The sequence below is a fragment of the Actinobacillus succinogenes 130Z genome, assembly GCF_000017245.1.
Taxonomy (GTDB): domain Bacteria; phylum Pseudomonadota; class Gammaproteobacteria; order Enterobacterales; family Pasteurellaceae; genus Exercitatus; species Exercitatus succinogenes.
In genome coordinates, this window is the sequence record NC_009655.1 from 1,904,269 (window position 1) to 1,930,374 (window position 26,106).

The 26,106-nt window shown below is 45.6% G+C and carries 23 protein-coding genes and 2 tRNA genes; 16 read left to right on the top strand and 9 right to left on the bottom strand.

Annotation, left to right across the window (positions count from 1 at the left end):
• Window positions 1–1,074, bottom strand: a complete 1,074-nt coding sequence (gene metX, locus ASUC_RS08960; RefSeq protein ID WP_012073462.1) for a homoserine O-acetyltransferase MetX — start codon at window positions 1,072–1,074, stop codon at window positions 1–3.
• 195 nt (window positions 1,075–1,269) lie between these two features.
• Here metX and ASUC_RS08965 point away from each other — a divergent pair, with 195 nt between their 5' ends.
• The 9 genes from ASUC_RS08965 to ASUC_RS09005 all read left to right on the top strand — a co-directional run bounded on the left by ASUC_RS08965 (window position 1,270) and on the right by ASUC_RS09005 (window position 9,912).
• Window positions 1,270–2,013: a SanA/YdcF family protein gene (locus ASUC_RS08965; RefSeq protein ID WP_012073463.1), complete on the top strand. Its 744-nt coding sequence runs from the start codon at window positions 1,270–1,272 to the stop codon at window positions 2,011–2,013.
• Between the two features lie 136 nt (window positions 2,014–2,149).
• Complete coding sequence (gene rsxA / locus ASUC_RS08970) at window positions 2,150–2,728, top strand: electron transport complex subunit RsxA (RefSeq protein ID WP_012073464.1); 579 nt, start codon at window positions 2,150–2,152, stop codon at window positions 2,726–2,728.
• Between the two features lie 6 nt (window positions 2,729–2,734).
• Entirely contained in the window at window positions 2,735–3,298 is a 564-nt protein-coding gene (gene rsxB / locus ASUC_RS08975; RefSeq protein ID WP_404799675.1) for an electron transport complex subunit RsxB, read from the top strand.
• On the top strand, window positions 3,291–5,402 hold the full coding sequence (gene rsxC, locus ASUC_RS08980; protein WP_012073466.1) for an electron transport complex subunit RsxC: 2,112 nt from the start codon (window positions 3,291–3,293) through the stop codon (window positions 5,400–5,402). The genes rsxB and rsxC overlap by 8 nt, the downstream gene beginning before the upstream one ends.
• A gap of 63 nt (window positions 5,403–5,465) precedes the next feature.
• Window positions 5,466–6,533 (top strand): electron transport complex subunit RsxD, encoded by a 1,068-nt coding sequence (gene rsxD, locus ASUC_RS08985; protein WP_012073467.1) that lies wholly within the window; start codon window positions 5,466–5,468, stop codon window positions 6,531–6,533.
• Between the two features lies 1 nt (window position 6,534).
• Window positions 6,535–7,137, top strand: a complete 603-nt coding sequence (gene rsxG / locus ASUC_RS08990) for an electron transport complex subunit RsxG (protein ID WP_041834661.1) — start codon at window positions 6,535–6,537, stop codon at window positions 7,135–7,137.
• A gap of 42 nt (window positions 7,138–7,179) precedes the next feature.
• Complete coding sequence (locus ASUC_RS08995) at window positions 7,180–7,833, top strand: electron transport complex subunit E (protein WP_012073469.1); 654 nt, start codon at window positions 7,180–7,182, stop codon at window positions 7,831–7,833.
• Complete coding sequence (gene nth, locus ASUC_RS09000; RefSeq protein WP_012073470.1) at window positions 7,830–8,465, top strand: endonuclease III; 636 nt, start codon at window positions 7,830–7,832, stop codon at window positions 8,463–8,465. The genes ASUC_RS08995 and nth overlap by 4 nt, the downstream gene beginning before the upstream one ends.
• 79 nt (window positions 8,466–8,544) lie before the next feature.
• A complete protein-coding gene (locus ASUC_RS09005; RefSeq protein WP_012073471.1) occupies window positions 8,545–9,912 on the top strand; it encodes a sodium-dependent transporter in 1,368 nt (455 codons plus the stop codon).
• A 131-nt stretch (window positions 9,913–10,043) separates the two neighbouring features.
• Here ASUC_RS09005 and ASUC_RS09010 read toward each other — a convergent pair whose 3' ends face one another.
• From ASUC_RS09010 to potA, 4 genes are all read right to left on the bottom strand, one after another.
• Window positions 10,044–11,135 (bottom strand): extracellular solute-binding protein, encoded by a 1,092-nt coding sequence (locus ASUC_RS09010; protein WP_012073472.1) that lies wholly within the window; start codon window positions 11,133–11,135, stop codon window positions 10,044–10,046.
• 146 nt (window positions 11,136–11,281) lie between these two features.
• Window positions 11,282–12,052, bottom strand: a complete 771-nt coding sequence (potC, locus tag ASUC_RS09015) for a spermidine/putrescine ABC transporter permease PotC (RefSeq protein WP_012073473.1) — start codon at window positions 12,050–12,052, stop codon at window positions 11,282–11,284.
• Entirely contained in the window at window positions 12,052–12,912 is an 861-nt protein-coding gene (gene potB, locus ASUC_RS09020) for a spermidine/putrescine ABC transporter permease PotB (protein WP_041834810.1), read from the bottom strand. Before potB ends, potC begins: the two co-directional genes overlap by 1 nt.
• Entirely contained in the window at window positions 12,893–14,014 is a 1,122-nt protein-coding gene (gene potA, locus ASUC_RS09025) for a spermidine/putrescine ABC transporter ATP-binding protein PotA (protein WP_012073475.1), read from the bottom strand. Before potA ends, potB begins: the two co-directional genes overlap by 20 nt.
• 272 nt (window positions 14,015–14,286) lie before the next feature.
• On the opposite strand from potA, the gene pepT reads away from it, so the two are divergent.
• Complete coding sequence (gene pepT, locus ASUC_RS09030) at window positions 14,287–15,513, top strand: peptidase T (RefSeq protein ID WP_012073476.1); 1,227 nt, start codon at window positions 14,287–14,289, stop codon at window positions 15,511–15,513.
• A gap of 43 nt (window positions 15,514–15,556) precedes the next feature.
• Here pepT and thiI read toward each other — a convergent pair whose 3' ends face one another.
• Entirely contained in the window at window positions 15,557–17,011 is a 1,455-nt protein-coding gene (gene thiI / locus ASUC_RS09035) for a tRNA uracil 4-sulfurtransferase ThiI (RefSeq protein WP_012073477.1), read from the bottom strand.
• Between the two features lie 118 nt (window positions 17,012–17,129).
• Complete coding sequence (gene selD, locus ASUC_RS09040; protein WP_083757708.1) at window positions 17,130–18,170, bottom strand: selenide, water dikinase SelD; 1,041 nt, start codon at window positions 18,168–18,170, stop codon at window positions 17,130–17,132.
• A gap of 235 nt (window positions 18,171–18,405) precedes the next feature.
• On the opposite strand from selD, the gene ASUC_RS09045 reads away from it, so the two are divergent.
• From ASUC_RS09045 to gyrA, 6 genes are all read left to right on the top strand, one after another.
• Window positions 18,406–18,481, top strand: a tRNA-Gly gene (locus ASUC_RS09045).
• Window positions 18,482–18,510: 29 nt separating this feature from the next.
• Window positions 18,511–18,597 (top strand) — tRNA-Leu (locus ASUC_RS09050).
• Between the two features lie 116 nt (window positions 18,598–18,713).
• The gene (gene lolB, locus ASUC_RS09055; RefSeq protein ID WP_083757694.1) at window positions 18,714–19,346 is read left to right on the top strand and encodes a lipoprotein insertase outer membrane protein LolB; all 633 of its coding nucleotides are present in this window, start codon (window positions 18,714–18,716) and stop codon (window positions 19,344–19,346) included.
• Complete coding sequence (gene ispE, locus ASUC_RS09060; protein WP_012073480.1) at window positions 19,343–20,251, top strand: 4-(cytidine 5'-diphospho)-2-C-methyl-D-erythritol kinase; 909 nt, start codon at window positions 19,343–19,345, stop codon at window positions 20,249–20,251. The genes lolB and ispE overlap by 4 nt, the downstream gene beginning before the upstream one ends.
• Before the next feature lie 53 nt (window positions 20,252–20,304).
• Window positions 20,305–21,252 carry a ribose-phosphate pyrophosphokinase gene (locus ASUC_RS09065; protein ID WP_012073481.1) on the top strand — a complete coding sequence of 316 codons (948 nt, stop codon included), beginning with the start codon at window positions 20,305–20,307 and terminating at the stop codon, window positions 21,250–21,252.
• Window positions 21,253–21,472: 220 nt separating this feature from the next.
• On the top strand, window positions 21,473–24,145 hold the full coding sequence (gyrA, locus tag ASUC_RS09070) for a DNA topoisomerase (ATP-hydrolyzing) subunit A (RefSeq protein WP_012073482.1): 2,673 nt from the start codon (window positions 21,473–21,475) through the stop codon (window positions 24,143–24,145).
• A gap of 81 nt (window positions 24,146–24,226) precedes the next feature.
• Here the strand turns inward: gyrA and ASUC_RS09075 are convergent, their stop codons facing one another.
• Window positions 24,227–25,039: a peptide ABC transporter ATP-binding protein gene (locus ASUC_RS09075; RefSeq protein WP_012073483.1), complete on the bottom strand. Its 813-nt coding sequence runs from the start codon at window positions 25,037–25,039 to the stop codon at window positions 24,227–24,229.
• Window positions 25,040–25,041: 2 nt separating this feature from the next.
• Complete coding sequence (locus ASUC_RS09080; protein ID WP_012073484.1) at window positions 25,042–26,094, bottom strand: peptide ABC transporter ATP-binding protein; 1,053 nt, start codon at window positions 26,092–26,094, stop codon at window positions 25,042–25,044.
• Window positions 26,095–26,106 lie beyond the last annotated feature (12 nt).

Genomic DNA, 26,106 nt, shown 5'->3' on the forward strand with positions numbered 1-26,106 from the left:
TTATTCCAGCCCTGCGCGAATCTTACCGTCGAAACTGTCATAGTCCACCAAAAACGCATCATGTCCGTAATCGGAAGGAAACTCATAATACAACAGATTCACTCCCGCCTGCTCCAGTAACGTTTTACTTTTGCGTAAATCCACCAGTTTGAACAGTTGATCATTAGTGACGGATACCAGGGTATAACGCGCTTTGATACGGGAAAGCGCAGCATGCATATTTTCAAATCCGATACTCGGATCATACAGATCCAGCGCACGCAGTAAATGCAAATAGGTATTGGCGTCAAACCGCCCCAGAAATTTTTTTCCCTGATAAGTCAAGTAACTTTCCACTTGAAAATAATCGCCCCAATACATGCCTTCCGCTTTTGTCGCCCGCCCGAAAGCTTTCGCCAACTGAATATCCGTACGGTAGGTTAACATGCCCAACATCCGGGCGATTGAAAGTCCCTTTTCCGGCGGTTCCCCTTCATAATAATCACCGCGATGAAAATGAGGATCGTTAATAATTGCCTGACGCATGACGTGATTAAAACCGATAGCCTCCGCACTCAGCGTTAAAGAAGAACACAGATTGATAACGTTATTCATAAAATCGGGATAATAAATCGCCCACTGCGTAGCCTGCATACCGCCGAAAGAGCCGCCGATCACCGCATGAAGATGCGGAATACCGAGATGATCAATCAATGCTTTTTGAACACGCACAATATCCTGCACAATGATGTTGGGAAAACTACTGCCGAAAGGTTTACCCGTTTTCGGGTTAACGGAGGACGGCCCCGTGCTGCCTTTACAACCGCCCAGCACGTTGGAACAGATAAAAAAATATTTTTCCGTATCAAGTGCCAGTCCCTCCCCCATAAACTGTTGCCACCAACCGTTTTGACTGTTGTCGGGGAAATAAGGTTCGGCATCGCCGGTTAAAGCATGGCATAATAAAACGGCATTGCTTTTGTCCGCATTCAACGTTCCATAAGTTTGATATGCCACTTCAATGTGGTCTAGCTCCCCGCCGAACATCAAGCTGAGCGGGCAATCGTTGAAAAGCGTCACTTTTTGTACTGCCATGATAAATCCAAAAGCGAAAAACAGAATAAAAGGTAAAAGATGCGTATAAGCTACCGCCGAGGTTATTTTTTGTCAAGAAATTTTAGACGTCTAAACGGCTAAAAATAACAACCGGAATCACCGTTTAAAATTTACCCTTGAATTTGACCGCACTTTTCTTTAAGGTTACTCACCTGAGAAGGAGAAAATTACCTAATGCCGAGTTTGATTTCCCGCCCCCTGATCTCGCTTGCTCATCAAGTGCGGTCGATTTTTACGGCGTTTTCGCTGCAACGACTTATCGGGATACTGGCTATCGGTGCTACGCTATTTATCGTATTACTCACCGCCGTCGATCAAATGATCGCCTATTATGTTAAAGACGCCATTTATACCGATCCGTCCCGCTTGCCCTACCGACCTTACGGATTATTACTCGGTACGGCGAAATACGTGGCCAAAGGCACGCCCAACGTATTTTACGCTAATCGAATCCAAGCTGCCGATACCTTATTCAAACAGGGAAAAATCGATTATCTGTTACTGAGCGGCGATAACCGTACTCTGCAATATAACGAACCGCGTACCATGACACGGGATTTACGCAAACTCGGCATTGCCGACCAATTTTTATTTTCCGATTATGCTGGATTCCGCACGCTCGACAGCATTATCCGTGCTAAAGAAGTGTTTCGTGCCGAACCTATGACGATCATCACCCAGCGTTTTCATTGCGAACGGGCGTTATTCATCGCTAAATACCACCATATCGACGCCCTCTGTTTCGTCGCCCGTTCACCTTACAGCATATCCTATACCCGTGTGCGGGAAAGTTTTGCCCGCGTGCTGATGCTGTGGGAATTATTCCGCCAAAAACAACCGCACTTTTTAGGTCCGCCCGAACCGTTACCGCCGCCTATTCATCGTATAAATTTACCCCGACCGCTGCCCGAACGCTAATCCTGCCGACTCGCCGTCCGCTATATTCCGCAACACAAATTACCTCAAATTTTTTATTGTTCTGAACAGGTAAAACTAGGATAATACCGGTTTAATTTCTACTTTTCTCTCGCAAAACGCGAATTTACATGTAGCTATGGAATATATTCTACTCATCGTATCAACCGCATTAATCAACAATTTTGTGCTGGTAAAATTCTTAGGTCTTTGCCCGTTCATGGGGGTGTCGAAGAAAGTCGAAACCGCAGTGGGCATGGGGTTGGCGACCATGTTCGTGTTAACCGTAGCGTCACTCTGTTCTTATTTGGTCAATACTTATTTGCTTATTCCGTTAAAAGCGGAATTTTTACGCACGCTAGTGTTTATTTTGGTAATTGCAGTCGTGGTGCAATTCACCGAAATGGCGATTAACAAGACCAGTCCGACACTGTATCGCTTACTGGGCATTTTCCTGCCGCTTATCACCACAAACTGCGCGGTATTGGGCGTAGCGCTGCTTAACGTAAATCTTACTCATAACCTTACTCAATCCGTAGTTTATGGTTTTGGCGCATCATTAGGTTTCGCCTTTGTACTTATTTTATTCGCCGCTTTGCGGGAACGCTTGGCTGCGGCCGATGTGCCCGTGCCGTTCCGCGGCGCCTCCATCGCATTGATTACCGCAGGTTTAATGTCGCTTGCCTTTATGGGTTTTGCCGGTTTAGTGAGAGCATAAATGATGATGTATATACTGCTTGCTGTCGCCGCTCTCGCCTTAATTTTCGGAGTCATCTTGGGGCTTGCTTCCGTAAAACTCAAAGTAGAGGCGGATCCGTTGGCGGAAAAAATTGACGCCGTACTCCCGCAAAGTCAATGCGGACAATGCGGTTATCCCGGTTGCAAACCTTATGCCGAAGCCATTGTCAACGGCGATGAAATCACTAAATGTATTCCCGGCGGTCAGCCGACGGTGGTAAAAATTGCGGAGATTCTCGGCGTAGACGTACCGACAATGGACGGTGTTTCCGAACCCGAAATTAAAGTCGCATTTATCCACGAAGACATGTGCATAGGTTGTACGAAATGCGTACAAGCCTGCCCGGTAGACGCTATTATCGGAACTAATAAAACTCTGCACACCGTGATTCCGGAGCTTTGCACCGGTTGCGAACTTTGCGTTGCCCCCTGCCCGACAGATTGCATTACGATGGAAAAAGTCGAACCTAAAATTGAAAATTGGGACTGGAAATCGGCACCCAATATCATCCCGGTAAAAAATGCAGCGGAGGGAAAACCAAATGACTGATGTATTAACCCGCTATAATTCCGGTAAACTTTGGGATTTTGACGGCGGCATTCACCCGCCGGAAATGAAATCTCAGTCCAATTCAACACCGATTTCTACCGCACTTTTAGCAGAAGATTATTATGTACCTGTTAAGCAACATGCAGGCAATGCCGGTAATTTGCTGGTAAAAGAAGGCGATTACGTACTCAAAGGACAACCGCTCACTTTAGGTGACGGTTTGCGGGTGTTACCGGTGCACGCGCCTACATCCGGTACCGTCGTCGCAATCGAACCCCATATCGCCGCACACCCGTCCGGATTAAGCGAACTTGCCGTACATATTCATGCCGACGGCAAAGACCAATGGCGTCCGCAAAATCCGACGGAAGATTACTTTACCCATACACCCGAGCGACTTATCGAAAAAATTTATCGTGCCGGCGTTGCCGGTTTGGGAGGCGCCGTGTTCCCAACCGGAGCGAAAGTCGATGCGGCGTTAGGCAAAGTCAAATTACTGATCATTAACGGCGCCGAATGCGAACCCTATATCACCTGCGACGATCGTCTCATGCGCGATTATGCCGCCGAAATTATTGAAGGCGTACGTATTTTGCGTTACATTCTGCGTCCGGAAAAAGTGGTAATAGCCATTGAAGATAACAAACCGGAAGCGGTCAACGCGCTGCGCACCTCATTACAAGGGGCAAACGATATGGATATTCGTGTCATTCCGACCAAATACCCATCCGGAGCCGCCAAACAGCTGATTTACGTGCTCACCGGCATGGAAGTGCCACACGGTCAACGTTCGTCCAGCATTGGCGTATTAATGCAAAATGTGGGAACCGCCTTTGCCGTTAAACGCGCCGTCATCAACGACGAGCCCTTGATTGAGCGGGTCGTCACCCTTACCGGTGACAAAATCCCGCACAAAGGTAATCAATGGGTACGTTTAGGAACGCCTATCGATTTCATTCTGAAACATGTCGGTTATCAACCCGATAACCGTTTCCCGGTGTTTGTCGGCGGCCCGATGATGGGACTGATCGTACCGGATTTACGCGCACCGATAACCAAAACGGCAAACTGTTTATTGGCGCCGGATCATTTCGAATATGATCCGCAAGCGACCGAACAAGCCTGTATTCGTTGTTCCGCCTGTTCCGACGCTTGTCCGGTACATCTGATGCCGCAGCAAATGTACTGGTATGCCCGGGCCGAAGATCACGAAAAATCCAATCAATATCAGCTCATGGACTGTATCGAATGCGGTCTGTGCGCTTACGTTTGCCCGAGCCATATCCCGCTTATTCAATACTTCCGCCAGGAAAAAGCCAAAATTTGGGATATTGAGGCAAAAGCCAGAAAATCGGAAGAAGCCAAAATCCGTTTCGAAGCCCGTCAGGCGCGACTGGAACGGGAAGAACAGGCTCGCAAAGCGCGCAGTCAGCGTGCCGCCGCCGCCCGTCGCGAAGAATTGGCGGCCAATAAGGGCGAAGATCCCGTACAGGCCGCACTCGCCCGCTTAAAAGCGAAAAAAGCCGGCGAAGCACCGGAAACAGGCGGTTCCGCCCAAGGCGCACCGCACATTAAAACTATTCGCACGGAAAAAGGCCAAAGCGTGCCGGACAACAGTGAAATAACGGCATTGCGCAGAGCCCGCCGTTTAGCCCGTCAACAGACAAACGGCAATTCACCGGTTAGCTCGGCAAGCAACAGCGACAGTGCCACGATTTCGGCGGATAATACGCATTCCACACCAAAAACAGCGCAAAATCAGACCGCACCCGATCCGAAAAAAGCCGCCGTGGCCGTGGCGATTGCCCGTGCCAAAGCGAAAAAAGCCGCGCAAACGACAACCGGCGAAACCGTGACGGAAAATGTGACGGAAAAAACAGCGCAAAATCCGACCGCACCTGATCCGAAAAAAGCCGCTGTGGCTGCGGCGATTGCCCGTGCCAAAGCGAAAAAAGCCGCACAAGCGACAACCGGCGAAACCGCGACGGAAAAAACAGCGCAAAATCCGACCGCACCTGATCCGAAAAAAGCCGCCGTGGCTGCGGCGATTGCCCGTGCCAAAGCGAAAAAAGCGGCGATGCTGGCGGAAAGTGAGAAAAAATAAGATCAAACGGTTAAGGCTCGATAGACAACAGCTTAACCCGTATTAAATGATGAGTAAAAATAAATGTTTAAACTGACCAGTTCTCCTCATATTCATTCAGGCAAACTCACAGCACGCATTATGTTGTGGGTGATTTTCGGCATGTTGCCGGCATTGGCGGTACAAGTTTACTATTTCGGTTTCGGCGTATTAATTCAAATTTGTTTAGCCGTTGCCTTGGCATTAATACTGGAATTTGCGGTCACCAAATTACGTAAAAAACCGTCGTTATTTTATATAAGCGATTTCAGCGTAATACTAACCGCACTGATTCTTGCTATGGCAATTCCGCCTTACGCACCTTATTGGGTAATTCTGATCGGTACATTTTGCGCCGTGATCTTGGGTAAACATGTATACGGCGGGTTAGGACAAAATTTATTCAATCCCGCCATGGTAGGTTATGTCGTGTTGCTGATTTCATTTCCCGTACAAATGACGGGCTGGATGCCGCCGATTTCCCTGTTACATGAACCGCCGACTTTTGGCGACAGCCTCGGTCTGATTTTTTCCGGTGTTACCGGTGACGGATTCAGCCTGTCACAACTGGTATCTTCCATCGACGGCCTCAGCTCCGCAACGCCTTTAGACAGTGCCAAAACCTGGCTGAAAAGCGGAGGATCGGCAACGGATTTACTGAACCAACCGATTTTTCTGCCTGGTTTAGAGGCGGGTTTGGGTTGGTTGCAAGTCAATTTAGCCTTTTTCATCGGCGGATTATTTTTAATTTGGAAAAAAGCTATTCACTGGCAAACGCCGGTTGCAATATTATTATCCCTCGGTATTTTTTGCGGACTATTTGATCTTTTCGGCAATGCACAGGCAGTCGGCTTTTTCGCTCAACTGTTCAGCGGTGCCATGATGTTCGGTGCATTTTTTATTGCGACCGATCCCGTTACCGCACCGGTGACGCCGAAAGGCAAATGGGTGTTCGGTATATTAATCGGTTTGTTGATATGTTTAATCCGTCAGTTCGGCAACTATCCGGACGGCGTGGCGTTTGCGGTTCTGCTTGCCAACATTTGCGTGCCGTTAATCGATCAATACACCCGTCCGCGAGTGGCGGGTTACGGCTTGAATGGGAGAAATTAATATGAACACCGGAAAAATTTCGCTCAAATACGGAGTGGTTTTAGGTCTGGTCGCTCTGATCTGTACGGCAATTTCCACAGGCGTTTATTTTCTCACCAAAGATAAAATCAATGCCGAAATCGCCAAACAACAACAGGCTTCGCTGGCACAGGTAATTCCCCACGGTTATTACGATAACGATGTAACGACAAACTGCGAGACCCCGGATTCTCGCGAAATTGACAAAATTTGTACCGCACTTTCCGGCAGTCAAGTGCGGGCCTACGCTATAGAAGCGACGGCGCCGGACGGGTATTCAGGCAAAATCCGTTTGCTGATAGGCATGACGCCGGAAGGCGAGATTCTCGGCGTTCGCGTATTGGAACATAATGAAACGCCGGGGCTCGGCGATAAAATCGAAACGCGGATTTCCGATTGGATTTTGAGTTTCACCCGTAAAAAAATCGATCAGCAAAACCTGCGGGATTGGGCGGTAAAAAAAGACGGCGGAAAATTTGATCAATTCGCCGGCGCAACTATTACGCCGCGGGCTGTGGTCAACCAGGTAAAACGCTCGGCGCTGGAAGCATTAAACCGGCAATCAAAGGAAACATCAAATAAATAATCCGCATTTAAAAGTGCGGTCAAAATTACGTGAGTTTTTTATATGACAGAACAGACTAACCAAAATTTTTGGCGTGAGTTATTCGCTCAGGGGTTATGGCGTAACAATCCCGCCATCGTCCAATTACTCGGACTTTGTCCGTTGCTGGCGGTATCGAATTCCGCCACGAATGCGCTGGGGTTGGGATTAGCGACATTACTGGTGCTGACTTGTACAAACACCGTGGTGTCACTGCTGCGCAGACAGATTCCCCATGAAATCCGTATTCCTGTTTACGTATTGATCATTGCCACCACGGTGACAGCGGTACAACTTTTAATGAACGCTTATACCTACAGCCTGTATCAATCTCTCGGAATTTTTATTCCGCTGATTGTCACCAACTGTATTGTGATTGGTCGTGCGGAAGCTTTCGCTTCCCAAAACGGCGTGTTGCATTCCGCTTTCGACGGTTTTGCAATGGGATTGGGTATGACGCTCAGTCTGTTTTTATTAGGTGCATTGCGGGAAATCTTAGGTAACGGTACCTTATTTGACGGTTTACATTTATTGCTCGGCGACTGGGCAAAAATGTTCCGTATTGAGTTTTTTCATCATGACAGCAACCTGTTACTGGCCATTTTACCCCCCGGGGCGTTTATCGGGTTGGGGATTATTCTAGCGGCAAAAAATATTTGGGATAAATATAGAGCATGAATCAGCAAAAACGAATTGAAATTCTTACCCGATTGCGGGAGGAAATGCCTGAGCCGACCACCGAACTGGTCTATAATTCGCCTTTTGAGCTATTGATCGCGGTTATTTTATCGGCACAAGCCACCGACAAAAGCGTAAACAAAGCCACGAAAAAACTGTTTGCCGTGGCAAATACGCCGCAAGCCATTCTGGCTTTAGGGGTCGACAGTTTGAAAGAATACATCAAAACCATCGGGCTTTATAACAGCAAAGCGGAAAACATCATCAAAACCTGCCGCGATCTAATCGAAAAATTTAACGGTAAAATTCCGGAAAATCGCACCGCATTGGAAAGCCTGGCGGGCGTAGGGCGTAAAACGGCTAACGTGGTACTCAATACCGCGTTCGGATATCCCACCATCGCGGTGGATACCCACATTTTCCGGGTAGCCAACCGTACCGGTTTCGCGCCGGGTAAAGATGTGGTAAAAGTCGAGGAAAAACTGAATAAGGTGGTACCGGCGGAGTTCAAAGTGGACGTCCATCACTGGCTGATTTTACACGGGCGTTATACTTGCATTGCACGCAAACCGCGTTGCGGTTCCTGTATTATTGAAGATTTGTGCGAATACAAAGGTAAAACCGATGTCTGATTCCCGGCATTATTTTGCTAAATCGTGTAAGTACGGTTAAAATAATGCGCTTTTTTTAAACTTAACGGAAATAAAATTCATGACTCAAAAACAAGAACGTCAAACCTGGTCAAGCAAACTCACCTATATAATGACGGTGGCGGGCGCGACGGTCGGCTTCGGCGCTACCTGGCGGTTTCCATATTTAGTCGGGGAAAACGGCGGCGGAGCCTACGTACTGCTTTTCTGCATCGCGATGATTGTTATCGGTATTCCAATGATTCTGGTGGAAAATGTCATCGGTCGTCGTTTGCGGGTAAATTCCATTGATGCTTTTGGCGACAAACTTCATGATAAGCATATTTCCAAATGGTGGAAAATTCTGGGTTACACGGGACTGTTGGGCGCATTCGGTATTATGGCGTACTACATGGTGCTCGGCGGCTGGGTGATGAACTATGTCGTCAGTCTGATCAACGGTTCGCTGGATATTTCCGTTCCGATCACCAAAGATACGGCAAAAAATTTCTATGATATGAGTATTGGTAATAGTCCGTTACAAATTGCCGTTTATACCTTTATTTTTGTCGCCGTTAACTACATTATTCTGGCAAAAGGCATTATCGGCGGTATTGAGCGTTCGGTAAAATTCCTTATGCCGTTATTGTTCGTATTTTTAATCGGTATGGTTATCCGCAACGTTACCCTGCCCGGTGCGATGGAAGGGATTATTTACTATTTGAAACCCGATTTCGGTAAAATCACGCCACAATTGTTTATAAAAGTATTAGGACAGGTTTTCTTTGCGTTAAGTCTGGGATTCGGCGTCATCATTACGCTATCCAGTTATCTCAGCAAACAAGAAAACCTGATCCAAACGGCTGTGATCACAGGTTTCACCAACACCATTATCGCCGTGTTGGCGGGATTTATGATTTTCCCGTCGCTGTTTAGTTTCGGCATTGCGCCGGATTCGGGACCGACTTTAGTGTTCCAAAGCCTGCCTATTGTTTTTTCCCATTTATGGGCGGGTACATTCTTTGCGATCGTTTTTTTCAGTTTATTGCTGATCGCTGCGCTCACCACTTCCATAACCATTTACGAAGTGATGATTACGGCATTACAGGAAAAGCTGCGTATGCGACGCGGTAAAGCCATTATTCTGACATTAGGCGGTATTTTTCTGATAGGTAATATTCCGTCCGTATTGAGTGACAATCTGCTGAAAGACGTGCGTCCGTTCGGCATGAGTATTTTTAATGCCTTTGATTACATCAGCGGAAATATTCTGTTTTTATTAACCGCTCTCGGCTGTGCCGTATTTGTTGGATTTGTGTTAAAAGATCAGGCCAAAAAAGAATTATCGCCTACACCGGATTCAACCTTTACCACCGTTTGGTTTAACTACGTGAAATTCGTAGTACCGGTGATTATTGCCGTTATTTTTATCAGTAATTTTCTGCTGTAATCTTTGGCATTTCAATGTAAAAAGGCTCCGATTGGAGCCTTTTAAGTATTGAATATCACTCAATATTCCGAATACCGAAAAGTGCGGTCGAATTTACCGCACTTTTTAGTTAAACGAACAACTGTTGCCTATTATCTTGCCGCTTTCAGCTCTTGATAATATTTTTCGTAAAGTTCTACCGCTTCCCCTACGTCATCTTGCCAATGGGCGTTTTGCAATACCTCCGCAGCCGGATAAATTGCCGGATCCTGAGTAATTTCAGCCGGTAATTTGGCTTTGGCTTTTAAGTTAGAAGTCGGATAACCGATTTCAAGGGTTAATTTCTCTGCCACTTTTTCACTTAATAAATAGTTGATTAATTTATGCGCCGCATCCGGATGTTTGGCATTTGCCGGAATAGCTAATGTATCAACCCACAACACCGGCCCTTCTTTCGGGAATACCATGTCGATGGTATTCGGTGCGTCTTTTTTCGCGATACGCACCGAACCGTTCCATAATTGACCTAACTCCACCTCTCCTGCGATGAAAGAATTGGCCGGATTATCGGAATTAAACGAAAGCACGTTCGGACGTAATTTTAATAATTCTTCGTAAGCCGCCTTGATTTCATCCGGATTCGTAGTATTCGGATTAAACCCTAATTTTACTAATGCAATGTTGAATACTTCACGGGCATCATCTAATAATTGAACTTTACCGGCATATTCGGGCTTCCACAAATCGCCCCAAGAAGTAAAATCCGAGCCTTTGTAAGTATTCACGTTAAATGCGATACCCGGTGCGCCTAATAACTGCGGCAGGCTGTATTTATTACCTTCATCATAAGATTTATTCAACCAATCCGGATCAAGCTCGGCAATCACCGGTAATTTGCTGTGATCCAATTCTGTTAACATGCCTTCACGCGCCATTTTAGATACAAAGTAATTAGAAGGTGCAATTACGTCATAGCCGTCGTCACCTTTTGTCTGCAATTTTACTTTAGCATACATGGTTTCGTTGGATTCCAGACTGGAAACGTTTACTTTAATGCCCGTTTCTTTAGTGAATTCGTCCAATAAACCGTCCGGTACATATTCGGTCCAGGTGTAAAGATTGACGACATTATCGCCTGAAGCCTGCGCGTTGTTTGCGCCGTCAGCGTTACTGTCTTTATCATTACAACCTGTCACCGCAACCGCTACTAAGCTAGCCGCGAAAAGACCCGCTAATTTTTTCATTCAGATTTTCTCCAATGATGATGTTAAGAGTATCCGCCTTTCCGATAGAAAGACATAAAAAAACGCCTGACTTTAGGCTAGTTTCTAGCTTACCGGTCGGGCGCTATTGTATGGATAAAAGTGCGGTTTGTCCAGGCGAAGTTTTTTTACCCTTTGTCTTTACGTCCGATTAATTGGCCTAGCATGACCAAGAGCAATGACAATACGATCATAATAGTTGCCAATGCGTTAACTTCGGGCGTTACCCCGGTTTTTACCAATGAATAAATCTTCAACGGTAAAATTTCATAGCTTGCACCGCTCACAAAAGACGACACCACTACGTCGTCCAGCGAAAGGGTAAAACTTAACAGCCAACCGGATACGATTGCGGGTAACGCCAGCGGCAAAATGATTTTACGCAGAATCGTAACTTCACTCGCACCTAAATCGCGTGCGGCTTCAAGCATGCGAATGTCAAAACCTTTCAGACGCGAAAAGACGCTGACAACGACATAAGGCAAACAAAACGTGACATGCGCCAATAATAATGACCAAAAGCCTAATGAAATACCGACAATCATAAACAATGCCAGTAAGGATACCGCCATGACAATATCCGGCGACATCATTACCACGAACAACATACCGCTTACCGCCTGCTTACCGCGGAATTTATAACGGTAAAGGGCAATCGCCGTTAAGCTGCCGATAACGGTAGCTAATGTGGCACCCACAAAAGCGATGACTACAGAATGAATCGCCGCTTGAATCAGGGTATCGTTACTAAACAACCGTTCATACCAGTTCCAGCTGAAGCCTTTCCAGCTTAACCCGTAACGATCGCCGTTAAAAGAATTACCTACCAAAATAAAAATTGGAATGTACAAATAAGCGTACACCACAAACATAAAGAAATTACGCAGCATACGATTCATTATTCTAACTCCACTTTCTTATTCAGTAATTTATTCGCTTTATAATAAACGAAAATCAACAATGCCATCAGAATGGTCAGACCGATACTGATTGCGGCGCCGAACGGCCAGTTGCGGGAGACCAGAAATTCGCTCTTAATTACGTTACCCACCAACAGTACTTTTGCTCCGCCCAGTAAATCCGCCACATAGAACATGCCCATCGCCGGTAATAACACCAACAGACACCCCGCAACGATACCCGGCATCGTCAACGGAATAATGATTTTCACAAAACGTTGAAATGCATTTGCACCTAAATCTTTCGCCGCTTCCAACAAACGCAAATCCAGTTTTTCGATGGCGGAATACAATGGTAAAATCATAAACGGTAATAACAAATATACTAACCCGATAATCACCGCCACTTCCGTATTTAAAATACGAATCGGTTCGTTAATCAACCCGATTGAAAGTAACGCTTCGTTCAAAATTCCCTTTACACCTAAAAACACTTTCATCCCGTAAATACGGATTAATGAGTTTGTCCAGAACGGTAATACCAGCAAAAACATTAAAAACGGACGATATTTTGCATTGATTTTAGTCATGATAAATGCAAAAGGATAACCGATTACCAAACAAAGTACGGTCGCAATCGCCGACATGTACAGTGAATTCCACACCACAGTTCCGTACAACGGTTCGAACAAGCGGGTATAGTTTTCAAACGTGAACGGTAACGCGTAAAAATTGCTGGCATCTTTGCTTAAGAAGCTGACGATAAACACCAAAAAATTCGGCGCAAAGACGAAGAAAATCAGCCAAGCGAAGATGATACCAACCGTAATTTTCTGAAATTTATTGGTCGTCATTTTCATCATTCAATACCACTTCCCATTTTTCAATCCAAGTGACCGCCACTTTCTGATCTAATGAGTGATCGATATTCGGGTCGTCCTCGTTAAAGAATTCGCTGACCAGAACCAGTTTACCGTTATGCTCAAGTTCTACCGTAGATTCCAGTGTCATTCCCTTATAATTACGTTCGCGAATATGGCCGATAATCGCACTGGATTTCTCGTTCTCATCTAATTCTTCAAGCAATACGTCTTCCGGACGAAGCAATACTTTCAGTTTTTGTTTCGGTTGCACCGGCTGAGAGGCATAAATATCACAGATATGTCCTTCCACATTCGCCCTAACACGCTGCTCATCAACGCGGTCAATCACGGTTGCGTCAAAGATATTGATTTCACCGATAAACTTAGCCACAAATAAGTTACGCGGTTCTTCATAAATCTCGCGCGGAGAGCCGTCCTGCTCGATATTCCCTTTGCGTAACACGATGATACGATCCGACATAGTCAGCGCTTCTTCCTGATCATGTGTCACAAAAATAAAGGTAATGCCTAATTGCCGCTGCAAAGATTTCAATTCGTTCTGCATTTTCTTACGTAATTTATAATCTAATGCGGATAAGGATTCGTCCAGCAACAAAACTTTCGGTTTGTTCACCACCGCACGCGCAATGGCAATACGTTGTTGTTGCCCGCCCGAAAGCTGAGTCGGCTTACGGTTAGCCATATCTTCCAATTGCACCATGCGTAACGCTTCGAGCACGCGTGTTTTAATTTCGCTCTCAGGCACTTTCTGCATACGTAAACCAAATGCCACATTATCAAAAATCGTCATATGCGGAAACAACGCATAACTTTGGAATACCGTATTCACATGACGTTGTTCGGCCGGGATATTCGTCACGTCTTCGCCGTCCAAAATAATCTGTCCGCCATTCGCTTCCTCAAATCCCGCAATTAAACGTAAAACCGTGGTTTTACCGCAACCCGACGGACCAAGAATGGTAATAAACTCACCATTATTAATGGTTAAATTAAAATTATTGATAATTGTGTTATCGCCATAAGCTTTTCTTAAAGAACGCAGCTCGACGATAGGTTTAGTTTGATTTGTCTGTTCCACTAGCTTTGTTTTTCTCCATAACAAACTAAATGAAATTCTGCCTGCAATTTCGATTTGCAGACACCTGAGAAATTAAATGCTATATGATATAGCTAACCTTTCATGATGAAAAGAAATTAATCCGTTTTCAGTAAAATTTCGTATAAAAAATTTATAATTTTTCCGATAAAAAAACATATTCCCTTGAAATAACGGTAAATCTTTGTCGTATATCAAGAAAATCTCGGACTAAAATTGATACAGTAAGGCATATTTTATGGAGATTTTATACTATGTCGTTTACCGAACAACTTCTGGAACGATTTCTAACCTATATCACCTTTGATACCCAATCAAAAGTGGGTGCCAAATCGTCGCCCAGCACACAAGGACAAGTTAAACTGGCCAAACATTTAACTCAGGAGTTACAACAACTCGGACTGGAAGAAATTACGTTAACAAAACACGGAATTTTGACCGCACTTTTTCCGGCTAACGTCAATAACGCTCCGACCATAGGTTTAATTTCCCATCTCGATACGTCTCCCGAATGCAGCGGTAAAAACGTTCGGGCCGAAGTCATCGAAAACTATCGCGGCGGTGATATTGCCTTAGGTATCGGTGATGAATTTATCAGTCCGGCTTATTATCCCTTTTTACACCAGCTAATCGGTAAAACCCTTATTGTTGCCGACGGCACGACGTTGCTCGGTGCGGATAACAAAGCAGGAATTGCAGAAATTCTGACCGCACTTACCGAGATAAAAAAACGCAATCTGCCACACTGTAATATTCGTATTGCTTTCACTCCCGATGAAGAAATCGGTTTGGGTATGCACTATTTCCCGTGGGAAGCCTTTCCTTGCGATTGGGCATACACCATCGACGGCGGCGAAGCGGGCGAATTGGAATATGAAAACTTTAATGCCGCAACGGCAAAAGTTACCATTTACGGGCGCAGTATTCATCCGGGTTCGGCAAAAGGTAAGCTGATTAACGCACTGGCGTTAGCCTGCGATTTTCAGCAAAGACTTCCTGCTGACGAAGTACCGGAAAAAACCGAGGGTAAAGAAGGTTTTTTCCATTTACAACGGTTAACGGGCGATATTGAAAAAGCCGAATTACATTATCTCATCCGTGATTTTGATCCGGATAAATTCGAACAACGAAAAACCTTTATCCGGCAGACGGTGGAGCAATTCAATCAGCAAAAAAAATTACGTCAAAAAGCCGAAGTGACTATAACCGACAGTTACAAAAATATGTATGACGTAGTAAAAACCGTACCGCAATCCATTGATCTAGCGGATAAAGCCATGAAAGCGTGCCATATCACTCCCGTTCACAAACCGATTCGCGGCGGTACGGACGGCGCATGGCTGGCGGAAAAAGGTTTAGCCTGCCCGAATATTTTTACCGGCGGTTACAACTTTCACAGCAAACACGAACTCATCAGCCTTGAAGGCATGGCGGACGCCGTGAACGTAATCATTAAAATGATGGAATTGGCGGTGAAATAATGATAAAAAAATCCCCTGATTATTCAGGGGATTGGAATTTCCATTATTTGGCTTTGACAAAAACCTGCACATTATTAAAGCCGTTTTCTTTCAGGTACAGCGCTTGCAGTTTACTCATCACACCGCGTTCGCAATATAAAACGTAATTTTTGCTTTGATCCAGCTCGCCGAATTGTGACGAAACCTTATAAAACGGCAGTTCGATAACCTGGCGATTCTCTAACGCCAGCGGGTTTTCATCCGTTTCTTCCGGACTGCGAATATCCAAAATCACGTCATTTTCGCCCAAAACCGAAACGCCATCGATTTCCACCACTCCTTTTGCCGTTTCTTCCGCGATTTGCCGAATATCCAAATATTCGGCATTTTGCACCGCACTTTCCAGAATATCGAAATCGAAATGTTCTTCTTCCGCCAGAATACGTTCGCGCACCGCTTTTACCGTCGGATTTTTAGATATGACGCCACAGAATTCCGGCATGGATTTAGCGATATCTTCGGTACCGATTTGTTTCGCCATAGCGATAATCTGTTCTTTATCATGCGTAATCAGCGGACGTAAAACTAAAGTGCCCGCCGCTTCGTCAATCAATCGCAAATTGGTTAAGGTTTGACTGGAGACCTGACCGAGCGCCTCTCCGGTGACAATAGCTTCAATGGCAAAACGTTGCGCCACTTTACCGGCTGCCCGCACCATCATCCGTTTCAGCACCACGCCCATTTGGCCGTTATCGATTTTTTCCAGAATCTCGCCTACTACCGCTTCAAAATTAATGGCTATAAAACGGACTTTGTGGGAACTGCCGTAACGGTTCCAAAGATGATACACCATTTGCTTCACACCGATTTCATGCGCCGCACCGCCTAAATTAAAGAAACAGTAATGTACGCGGGAACCGCGACGAATCAGCATATAGCTGGAAACACCCGAATCAAAGCCGCCGGAAATCAGCGACAACACATCTTCCTGCGTACCGATAGGATAACCGCCGATACCTTCGTGACGGGCTTGAATAAACAGCAATTTGTCATTATCTACTTCAATACGTACGGTAACATCCGGATTTTTCAATTTCACTTTTGCCGTTTCAATATGCTGATTTAATCCCCCGCCCACATAACGTTCGATTTCCAGCGAACTGAAACTGTGTTTACCTCGACGTTTTGCCCGTACACAGAATGTTTTATCCACAAGCTCGTCACGCATGCGTTCCAAGGTTTGTTCAAAAATATTATGCAAATCCGTAAACGGACGTTCTTCGACTTCCAGAAAATGGTGAATGCCCGGTATACATTGCAACAACTCGATTAAGTGCGGTCGATTTTCTTCGTGTTTTGACCGCACTTCAATGAAATCCCAATGACGCACCACCGCCACGGAATCGTCATGTTTATCCAATATATTTCGGATATTGCCGGTTAAAATTTTGATGAAACGTTTGCGAACACTGTCGCTTTTAATCATGATTTCGGGAAAAAGTTTAATAATAAATTTCATTCGCTGGCTCGGTTAAAATTTCTGCTGAAAAAATTGCGGGCATTATACCGACTTTCCGGCAAAAGAAAAACCGCAGTCGTTCGGCTGCGGTTTAACGGATTATCCAGGCAATGCGGGTTTATTTCACGGTGACGACGATTTCACCTTCCTGCGGCGATAATAATTCGCCCACCTCAAAAATTTCCACATCGGCTTGGCGTGCAACGTTCAACAAAGCCTCAGCACTATCGGGACGCACCGCCACCAATAGTCCGCCGGAAGTTTGCGGATCACACAAGATAGCTTTTTGTATTTCCGTCATAGTGGAAACCTTATTCCCGTAGCTGTCGAAATTACGCATCGTACCGCCCGGCACGCAGCCTTTTTCAAGGTAATCCCGAACACCGTCCAACGTATGAATTTTGTCCATATACACTACGGCATTTAACTGCGACCCTTCACACAACTCAATCAAATGACCGAGCAAACCGAATCCGGTGACGTCCGTCATGGCGGTCACACCGTCGATTTCGGAAAACGCCGAACCGACCAAATTCATCTGGCACATCACTTGGGTTGCCAAGTTTTGATGTTCGGCTTTTAATTTGCCTTTTTTCTCCGCCGTGGTCAGCACGCCGATACCCAGCGGTTTGGTCAGATAAAGCTTGCAGCCCGCTTGGGCGGAAGCATTCTTCTTCACTTTATCCGTATTAATCATACCGGTGACCGCCAATCCGAAAATCGGTTCCGGTGCGTCAATGGAATGCCCGCCCGCTAAGGCAATGCCCGCTTGCTTACAGGCAAAACGCCCGCCGTCCACTATGCGTTGCGCCACTTCGGCCGGCAATAATTTAATCGGAAAACCGAGGATAGCAATCGCCATAATCGGTTTTCCGCCCATGGCAAAAATGTCGCTGATTGCGTTCGTCGCCGCAATACGGCCGAAATCGAAGGGATCATCCACAATCGGCATGAAAAAATCCGTGGTACTGATAATGCCTACGCCGTTTCCGATATCATAAACCGCCGCATCATCGGCGGTATCGTTACCGACTAACAGATGAGGATCGATAAATTGTTCGAGTTTCGTTTGTAAAATAGTCCCTAATACCTTAGGCGAAATTTTACAGCCTCAACCCGCACCGTGACTGTATTGAGTCAACCGGATAGTATCCGTCACCGTACTATCCAACGCCTGTTGAAGTGCGGTCAAATTTTCCGTCATTTTTATCTTCCTCATTTTTTCAAATGGTTATTCGGATAAAGAATTATACAATTATTTTCCGCTGAAAGGGGGAATTATCCTACTTTTGTATTGTTTTTAAACAGTTATGATTTTTTTTGAAATTTCTGTTTGACAGTCCCTGTAAAATAAGTAAAATGCACTCCCGTTGAAGGCTATAAGCTGAAACCGAGCGGGAATAGCTCAGTTGGTAGAGCACAACCTTGCCAAGGTTGGGGTCGCGAGTTCGAGCCTCGTTTCCCGCTCCAATTATTTAAATGAATTTTAAATGCGTGATGCCCGAGTGGCGGAATCGGTAGACGCAAGGGATTTAAAATCCCTCGCCTTTCGGGGCGTGCCAGTTCAAGTCTGGCCTCGGGCACCATTTGAAATCATTTGACAGAAAAAGATAGAGACAGCACCTTGCGGTGCTTTTTTTATATCTAAAATTATTTCGATTCCGGCGGTATGGGTCGATCACCACAAAATACCGGACATATTATGCGTTTAAAATCTCTTTTCGTCGTTTTAGTATCGGCATTTATTTTCACCGGCTGTTCGTCATTGGATATCAGCGAACACCGCCCGACCGACATCAAAACCATTTCAAAAACTGACCGCTCTTGGCAGCAGCATTTAAGTCTGCTCAAGCAGATAAAAGCTTATTCCGCGCAAGGTCAAATCGGTTATATCAGCTCTCAGGAACGCTTTTCCAGCCGTTTTGAGTGGCAATACCAAAACCCGCAGAATTACACTTTAAAATTATATTCCACCATCAGCACCACCAGTCTGGAAATGCAGCGTCATCCTTCAGGTATGACGATTTCCGATAACAAAGGAAACCAACGTTCGGAAGCGGATGCCAAAATGCTGATTCGTGAAATTGTCGGTATGGAAGTGCCGTTGGAGCGGCTTGCGACCTGGCTGAAAGGACAACCCGACGAACATGCCGATTATCAGGTGGGAGAAAATCATTATTTAGCCGGTTTCAGCTATCCGATAGACGGTGTAGTCTGGACCGCGGATTATTTGGTTTATCATCAGGATCGCACGCCGGCATTACCCCGAGATATTCTGCTGAAAAATAATAACCAAACCCTAAAGATCCGGGTTGAAAACTGGATGTTACCATGAAAAAAAATTATCGATTTTCAACCGCACTTTCCCAATTTTCCGCCGACTCTTTCCGCCAAGGAAAATCTTTGCGTTTCCCCAGCCCCGCCAAATTGAACTTATTTTTATATATTAACGGAAAAAGGGCGGACGGTTATCACGAGCTGCAAACACTTTTTCAGTTTTTAGATTACGGCGATTGGCTGGAAATCAGTGCGCGCGCCGACGGTGAAATTCATCTAACCCCCCAATTACCCGGTGTGAAAGAAGAAGATAATTTAATTTACCGCGCGGCTCACATATTACAACAAAACACCGGTTGCACCCTCGGTGCCGATATACGGCTGGACAAAATTCTGCCTATGGGCGGCGGTGTCGGCGGCGGTTCGTCCAATGCGGCAACCGTATTGGTAGCGTTAAATTATCTCTGGAAAACCCGCCTCTCTCTCTCAGAACTTGCCGATTTAGGCGTAAAATTAGGTGCCGACGTGCCGATTTTTATTCACGGTAACGCCGCTTTTGCGGAAGGTGTCGGCGAAAAATTAACGGATTGCGAACCGCCTGAAAAATGGTTTGTGGTGCTCAAACCCGAAACCTCTATTTCCACGGCGCTTGTCTTCACCCATCCGGACTTACCGCGAAATACGCCGAAACGTCCGCTAACACGGCTATTAACCGAAGAATACGGTAACGATTGCGAAAAAGTTGTACGAAATTGTTATCCCGAGGTTGAAGAAACCCTTACGTGGTTGCTAAAATATGCACCGTCAAGATTGACGGGAACCGGCGCTTGCGTGTTTGCGGAATTCGATAACGAAAAATCCGCTCAAGCCGTGTTTGATATGAAACCCGCTTCGGTTTCCGGTTTTGTTGCGAAAGGCTGTAATCGTTCCCCGCTTCATCAGTGGTTAGATAAAATTTCGTGATCAGTCAATCTACTATTTTTTATTTACAGTAAACCTTGAGGTTCAATTTAAAAATGCCCGACATAAAACTCTTCGCTGGTAATGCGACGCCAGAACTAGCAAAACGAATTTCCGAACGCCTATATCTTTCTTTAGGTGACGCTACCGTAGGTCGTTTTAGCGATGGCGAAATCCAAGTGCAGATCAATGAAAACGTACGTGGTTGCGACGTATTTATCATTCAGTCCACTTGCGCACCGACCAACGATAACTTAATGGAACTCATTGTCATGGTTGATGCGTTACGTCGCGCATCGGCAGGCCGTATCACCGCCGTGATTCCTTATTTCGGCTATGCCCGTCAGGATCGCCGCGTACGTTCGGCTCGCGTCCCGATCACCGCCAAAGTGGTGGCGGACTTCCTTTCCAGCGTAGGAGTTGACCGTGTTCTGACCTGCGACCTGCACGCAGAACAAATTCAAGGTTTCTTTGATGTACCGGTAGATAACGTTTTCGGTTCTCCCGTATTAATTCACGATATTTTGAAAAAAACCGATTTAGAAAACCCTATTGTGGTATCACCGGACATCGGCGGTGTGGTTCGCGCCCGCGCAGTAGCCAAATTATTGAACGATACGGATATGGCGATTATCGATAAACGCCGCCCTAAAGCAAACGTATCGCAAGTGATGCACATTATCGGTGACGTAGCCGGTCGCGACTGTATCTTAGTCGATGACATGATCGATACCGGCGGTACATTGGTAAAAGCGGCGGAAGCCTTAAAAGAACGCGGAGCAAAACGTGTATTTGCTTATGCGACTCATGCCGTCTTCTCCGGTTCCGCAGCACAAAATATCGCCAATCCGGCATTAGACGAAGTGGTTGTAACCGATACCATCCCGCTTTCCCCGGAAATCAACGCACTTGGCAAAGTTCGTATATTAACCCTCTCCGGAATGCTCTCCGAAGCAATTCGTCGAATCAGTAACGAAGAATCTATTTCTGCGATGTTTAACTGATTTTATATTTGAAAAGCCCGGAGATTTTCGGGCTTTTCTATGATTCGATAATATCAAATCTTATAAAAAAACGCCCCTTTTCTTGCTCATCGTCCGGTTGTTCGATTTTATCTAAAACTTCACGAAATTTGACCGCACTTTTCGAGTTTTCTTTAGGTAAAAGCACCCTATTTGTGCTATAATTCAAACAATTTTTTCATCTCAGAATTAGGAAATTTCAATGTCTGAATTAAGCCAAGATATCACGCCCGTTAGTATCGAAGACGAACTGAAATCGTCATATCTCGATTACGCCATGTCCGTGATAGTCGGACGGGCGCTGCCTGATGTGCGCGACGGTTTAAAGCCGGTTCACCGCCGTGTGCTGTTCTCCATGGATCAAAGCGGCAACACACACAATAAAGCCTATGTAAAATCGGCGCGTGTAGTAGGTGACGTGATCGGTAAATATCACCCGCACGGTGACAGCGCCGTTTACGACACAATCGTACGTATGGCGCAACCGTTCTCGTTGCGTTATATGCTGGTGGACGGTCAAGGTAACTTTGGTTCTATCGACGGTGATGCGCCGGCGGCAATGCGTTATACCGAAGTCCGCATGCAGAAAATCACTCAGGAATTGTTGACGGATTTAGATAAAGAAACTGTGGATTTCTCGCCCAACTACGATGGCAAAGAAATGATTCCGGACGTCTTACCGACCAAAATCCCCGCCCTCCTGGTGAACGGTTCATCAGGTATTGCCGTGGGGATGGCAACCAACATTCCGCCGCATAATTTGGGCGAAGTGATGGACGGTTGTTTGGCATATATCGACAACGAAGACATCAGTATCGATGAACTTATGCAGTTTATTCCCGGTCCGGATTTTCCGACGGCGGCATTGATTAACGGCCGCCGAGGCATTGAAGAAGCCTACAAAACCGGACGCGGCAAAGTTTATGTTCGCGCCAAAGCGGAAATTGTCACAAACGACAAAGGCCGTGAGCAAATCGTCGTAACCGAAATCCCTTATCAAGTAAACAAAGCGAAACTGGTCGAAAAAATCGGAGAATTGATTCGCGAGAAAAAAATCGAAGGAATTTCAGGTATTTTAGATTTGTCCAACAAAGAAGGTATTCGCCTCGAAATCGATATCAAACGCGATGCGGTAGGCGAAGTGGTATTAAATCACCTTTACGCGCTGACCCAAATGCAGGTGACTTTCGGCATTAACATGGTGGCGTTGGATCACGGTCAACCGAAACTGTTCAACTTAAAACAAATTATCGAAGCCTTTGTCAAACACCGTCGTGAAGTGGTAACGCGTCGTACCGTGTACGAATTGCGCAAAGCACGCGAACGTGCACATATTTTAGAGGGTTTAGCCATTGCATTGGCGAATATCGATCCCGTTATCAATTTAATCCGTGCATCCAAAACGGCGGACGAAGCCCGTGAGGGGTTGTTAGCTCGCGCTTGGGAACTCGGCAATGTCGCTCCGATGCTCGAAGCTGCCGGCGTAGATGTTTCCCGCCCTGATGATTTACCGGCGGAATGCGGTGTACGTGAGGGTCAATACTATCTTTCGGAAACACAAGCCCGTGCGATTTTAGAGCTACGTTTGCATCGTTTAACCGGCTTAGAACACGAGAAAATCGTTAGCGAATACCAAGAAATTTTAGTACAAATCGGCGAATATTTGCACATTTTAACCAGTATCGAACGCTTACGCGAAGTCATTCGCGAAGAATTGGAATTGGTTAAAACTAATTTCAATGACGCCCGTCGTACGGAAATTACCACTGCTTCAAGCGATATTAATCTTGAGGATTTAATCGCTCAGGAAGATGTCGTCGTCACGCTTTCGCACGAAGGTTACGTGAAATATCAACCGTTAACCGATTACGAAGCGCAACGTCGCGGCGGCAAAGGTAAATCCGCAACTAAAATGAAGGAAGACGATTTTATTGAAAAATTACTGGTCGCCAATACTCATGATACGATTCTCTGTTTCTCCAGCCGCGGGCGTTTATATTGGTTAAAAGTTTACCAATTACCGGAAGCCAGCCGCGGTGCTCGCGGACGTCCGATCGTGAATATTCTTCCGTTGGAAGAAAATGAGCGTATTACCGCAATTCTGCCGGTAGCAAGTTATGACGAAGATAAATTCGTCTTAATGGCGACTGCGGGCGGTATTGTGAAGAAAACGGCTTTAACCGAATTCAGCCGTCCTCGTTCAAACGGTATTATCGCCGTCAACTTACGTGATGAAGACGAATTGATCGGCGTGGACATCACCGACGGATCAAATGAAATCATGTTGTTCTCGTCACAAGGCCGCGTAGTACGCTTTGCCGAATCCGCCGTGCGCGCAATGGGACGGACGGCAACCGGTGTTCGCGGGATCAAACTGGCGTTAACCAACGACTTATCCGATGAGGAAAGTGCGGTTGAAATTGAAGAAGTTTCCGAAGATAATTCACAAGAAAGTTTAGATCTGAATATCGACAAAGTGGTTTCTTTAGTGGTGCCGAAAAATGACGGTGAAATTCTCACCGCTACCCAAAACGGTTACGGTAAACGGACAAAACTTGAAGAATATCCGACCAAATCCCGTAACACCAAAGGCGTCATCTCCATTAAAGTGAGCGAACGAAACGGTAAAGTAGTCGCGGCCACCCAAGTGGAAGAAGCGGATCAAATTATGTTGATTACCGATGCCGGTACGCTGGTTCGTACACGCGTTACCGAAGTCAGCGTTGTGGGACGCAACACCCAAGGCGTACGTCTGATTCGCACTGCTGAAGACGAACAGGTGGTCAGTTTGGAACGCGTCGCCGAACCTGACGATGAATTTGACGGTGAAGATGTAGAAAACACAGGAAGCGCGGTCGAAAATTCAAAAGAATAATTGACCGCACTTCAGATAAAAAAGCTACCTGAAGGTAGCTTTTTTATTCAGACGCCTGCACGAATAATTCATTCTTTAAAATCATACTGCCCAATCCGCAGGTTGCCACGAATTTTTATCCAATACTCGACCAAAAAAGCCTTCCACCAGCCGCCGGGTGACTTCATGCTGCGGCGAACAAAACAACGTTTGGGTGTTACCGAATTCAACCATTTTACCTTCATCCATTACCAATACTTCATCGGCAATATGCTTGATAATACCTAAATGTTGACCGACATAAATATAGGAAATCTCGCGTTTTTCCTGAATATCCAGCATGAGATTGACCAGCTGAGTTTTCACCGACGCATCCAGAATACCCAGGGCATCGTCGGCAATAATCACTTTCGGATTTAAAATTAAAGCCTGTGCTAATGCTACACGCTGCTTTTGGCTGACCGACATGGTATTGATACCGATATTGGCATGATCGGGATACAGTCCCACCAAACGCAAGGTATCGAAAATTCGGTTATTTCTTGCCTGTTCGTCTAGATCCGTGGTGAGGCGGAGCGGAACATCCAATATTTGTCCTACATTTAAACGCGGATTGAAACTGAAATTCGGATCCTGAAAAACCATACGGATATATTTCGCTCGATACTGATAATCACCGTAGATTAACTGCTTTCCGTTCAAAAAAAGTTGTCCGGAAGTCGGTTCGCTAATGCCTACGATCATTTTAGCCAGCGTCGATTTACCCGAACCGTTATTACCAATAATCGCCAGCGTTTTTTGTGGTTCTAAACTGAAACTGATGTCTTTTACTGCATAAAATTCCCGTTTTTCAAAAAAAGACGTCCGTTCTTTGAACAATTTGCATAATGCATTAACTTGCAACAGTGCTGACATATTTATTCCGTTTTGGCCTCTAAATTTAAGGTTAGCGGGCTACTTACCTGTTCTTTCACAAGAGATTTTTCCCGAATATTCAATGGATAATGGCAAGCGAACTCATGCTGTTTAACCCGCCGGGAAGGCGGTCGGTTAATGCATTTTTTCTGTGCGAAAGGACAACGCGGTCCCAGCCGACACCCTACCGGCATATGCTCCAGCAGGGGCACCGTTCCACGCAGCGTATTCAGTTTGCTTTTAAGCGGCAACGGCGAACTGAAATCCGGGATAGCATGCAATAATGCGGAGGTATAAGGATGATGCGGGTTTTCCAGAATACTTTCTTTCGGTCCGCTTTCGGCATTTTGTCCGCAATATAATACGGTAAAGCTGTCGCACCATTCCGTAATGCTGGTGATGTCGTTACTGGCTAGCAACACAGTCATTCCGTTATTCTGATTCATGCCGGAAAGTAACCGGAAAATTTGTAGTTGAGTAGATGATTCCAATGCGTTGGTGGCCTCATCGGCAATCAATAAGCGGGGTTGATTCGCTACCGCAATGGCAATCATCACCTTTTGCCCTTCCCCCTCGGTTATTTCATCGGGATAACTGCGCATAATATCTTTGTGATCGCGAATTCCGACTCGGTGCAGCAACTCTATAGCCCGCCGTTTTTTCCAACCGAACCATTTCCACCAAGGCCCCTTGTAAGACCAGCTAGAAAAGGTTTGTATAATTTGCTTGCCGATTTTTTTACTAGGGTCCAAATAACTTAGTGGTTGTTGATAAACCATAGAAATATTTTTACCGACCAGTTTTCGTCGCTTATGCGGACTTAATTTCAGTAATTCCACTTCATTAAAACGAAACCGATCCGCCGAAACAATCCAATTATCCTTGAATGCATTACAAATCACTTTAGCAATAATACTTTTACCCGAACCGGATTCGCCAACCAGACCGCAAATTTCACCCTCATTAATCGTTAAATTGACATTATCAATAATACGAATTAATCCCTGCGGAGTTTCAACATCAATGCACAGATTACGAATATCCAATAACGCCATAATATTTCCTCT

What these genes read in the sequence shown, in the direction of transcription:
- metX (WP_012073462.1), bottom strand. Translation starts at nt 1,074, where the DNA reads ATGGCAGTACAAAAAGTGACGCTTTTCAACGATTGCCCGCTCAGCTTG.
- ASUC_RS08965 (WP_012073463.1), top strand. Translation starts at nt 1,270, where the DNA reads ATGCCGAGTTTGATTTCCCGCCCCCTGATCTCGCTTGCTCATCAAGTG.
- rsxA (WP_012073464.1), top strand. Translation starts at nt 2,150, where the DNA reads ATGGAATATATTCTACTCATCGTATCAACCGCATTAATCAACAATTTT.
- rsxB (WP_404799675.1), top strand. Translation starts at nt 2,735, where the DNA reads ATGTATATACTGCTTGCTGTCGCCGCTCTCGCCTTAATTTTCGGAGTC.
- rsxC (WP_012073466.1), top strand. Translation starts at nt 3,291, where the DNA reads ATGACTGATGTATTAACCCGCTATAATTCCGGTAAACTTTGGGATTTT.
- rsxD (WP_012073467.1), top strand. Translation starts at nt 5,466, where the DNA reads ATGTTTAAACTGACCAGTTCTCCTCATATTCATTCAGGCAAACTCACA.
- rsxG (WP_041834661.1), top strand. Translation starts at nt 6,535, where the DNA reads ATGAACACCGGAAAAATTTCGCTCAAATACGGAGTGGTTTTAGGTCTG.
- ASUC_RS08995 (WP_012073469.1), top strand. Translation starts at nt 7,180, where the DNA reads ATGACAGAACAGACTAACCAAAATTTTTGGCGTGAGTTATTCGCTCAG.
- nth (WP_012073470.1), top strand. Translation starts at nt 7,830, where the DNA reads ATGAATCAGCAAAAACGAATTGAAATTCTTACCCGATTGCGGGAGGAA.
- ASUC_RS09005 (WP_012073471.1), top strand. Translation starts at nt 8,545, where the DNA reads ATGACTCAAAAACAAGAACGTCAAACCTGGTCAAGCAAACTCACCTAT.
- ASUC_RS09010 (WP_012073472.1), bottom strand. Translation starts at nt 11,135, where the DNA reads ATGAAAAAATTAGCGGGTCTTTTCGCGGCTAGCTTAGTAGCGGTTGCG.
- potC (WP_012073473.1), bottom strand. Translation starts at nt 12,052, where the DNA reads ATGAATCGTATGCTGCGTAATTTCTTTATGTTTGTGGTGTACGCTTAT.
- potB (WP_041834810.1), bottom strand. Translation starts at nt 12,912, where the DNA reads ATGAAAATGACGACCAATAAATTTCAGAAAATTACGGTTGGTATCATC.
- pepT (WP_012073476.1), top strand. Translation starts at nt 14,287, where the DNA reads ATGTCGTTTACCGAACAACTTCTGGAACGATTTCTAACCTATATCACC.
- thiI (WP_012073477.1), bottom strand. Translation starts at nt 17,011, where the DNA reads ATGAAATTTATTATTAAACTTTTTCCCGAAATCATGATTAAAAGCGAC.
- lolB (WP_083757694.1), top strand. Translation starts at nt 18,714, where the DNA reads ATGCGTTTAAAATCTCTTTTCGTCGTTTTAGTATCGGCATTTATTTTC.
- ispE (WP_012073480.1), top strand. Translation starts at nt 19,343, where the DNA reads ATGAAAAAAAATTATCGATTTTCAACCGCACTTTCCCAATTTTCCGCC.
- ASUC_RS09065 (WP_012073481.1), top strand. Translation starts at nt 20,305, where the DNA reads ATGCCCGACATAAAACTCTTCGCTGGTAATGCGACGCCAGAACTAGCA.
- gyrA (WP_012073482.1), top strand. Translation starts at nt 21,473, where the DNA reads ATGTCTGAATTAAGCCAAGATATCACGCCCGTTAGTATCGAAGACGAA.
- ASUC_RS09075 (WP_012073483.1), bottom strand. Translation starts at nt 25,039, where the DNA reads ATGTCAGCACTGTTGCAAGTTAATGCATTATGCAAATTGTTCAAAGAA.
- ASUC_RS09080 (WP_012073484.1), bottom strand. Translation starts at nt 26,094, where the DNA reads ATGGCGTTATTGGATATTCGTAATCTGTGCATTGATGTTGAAACTCCG.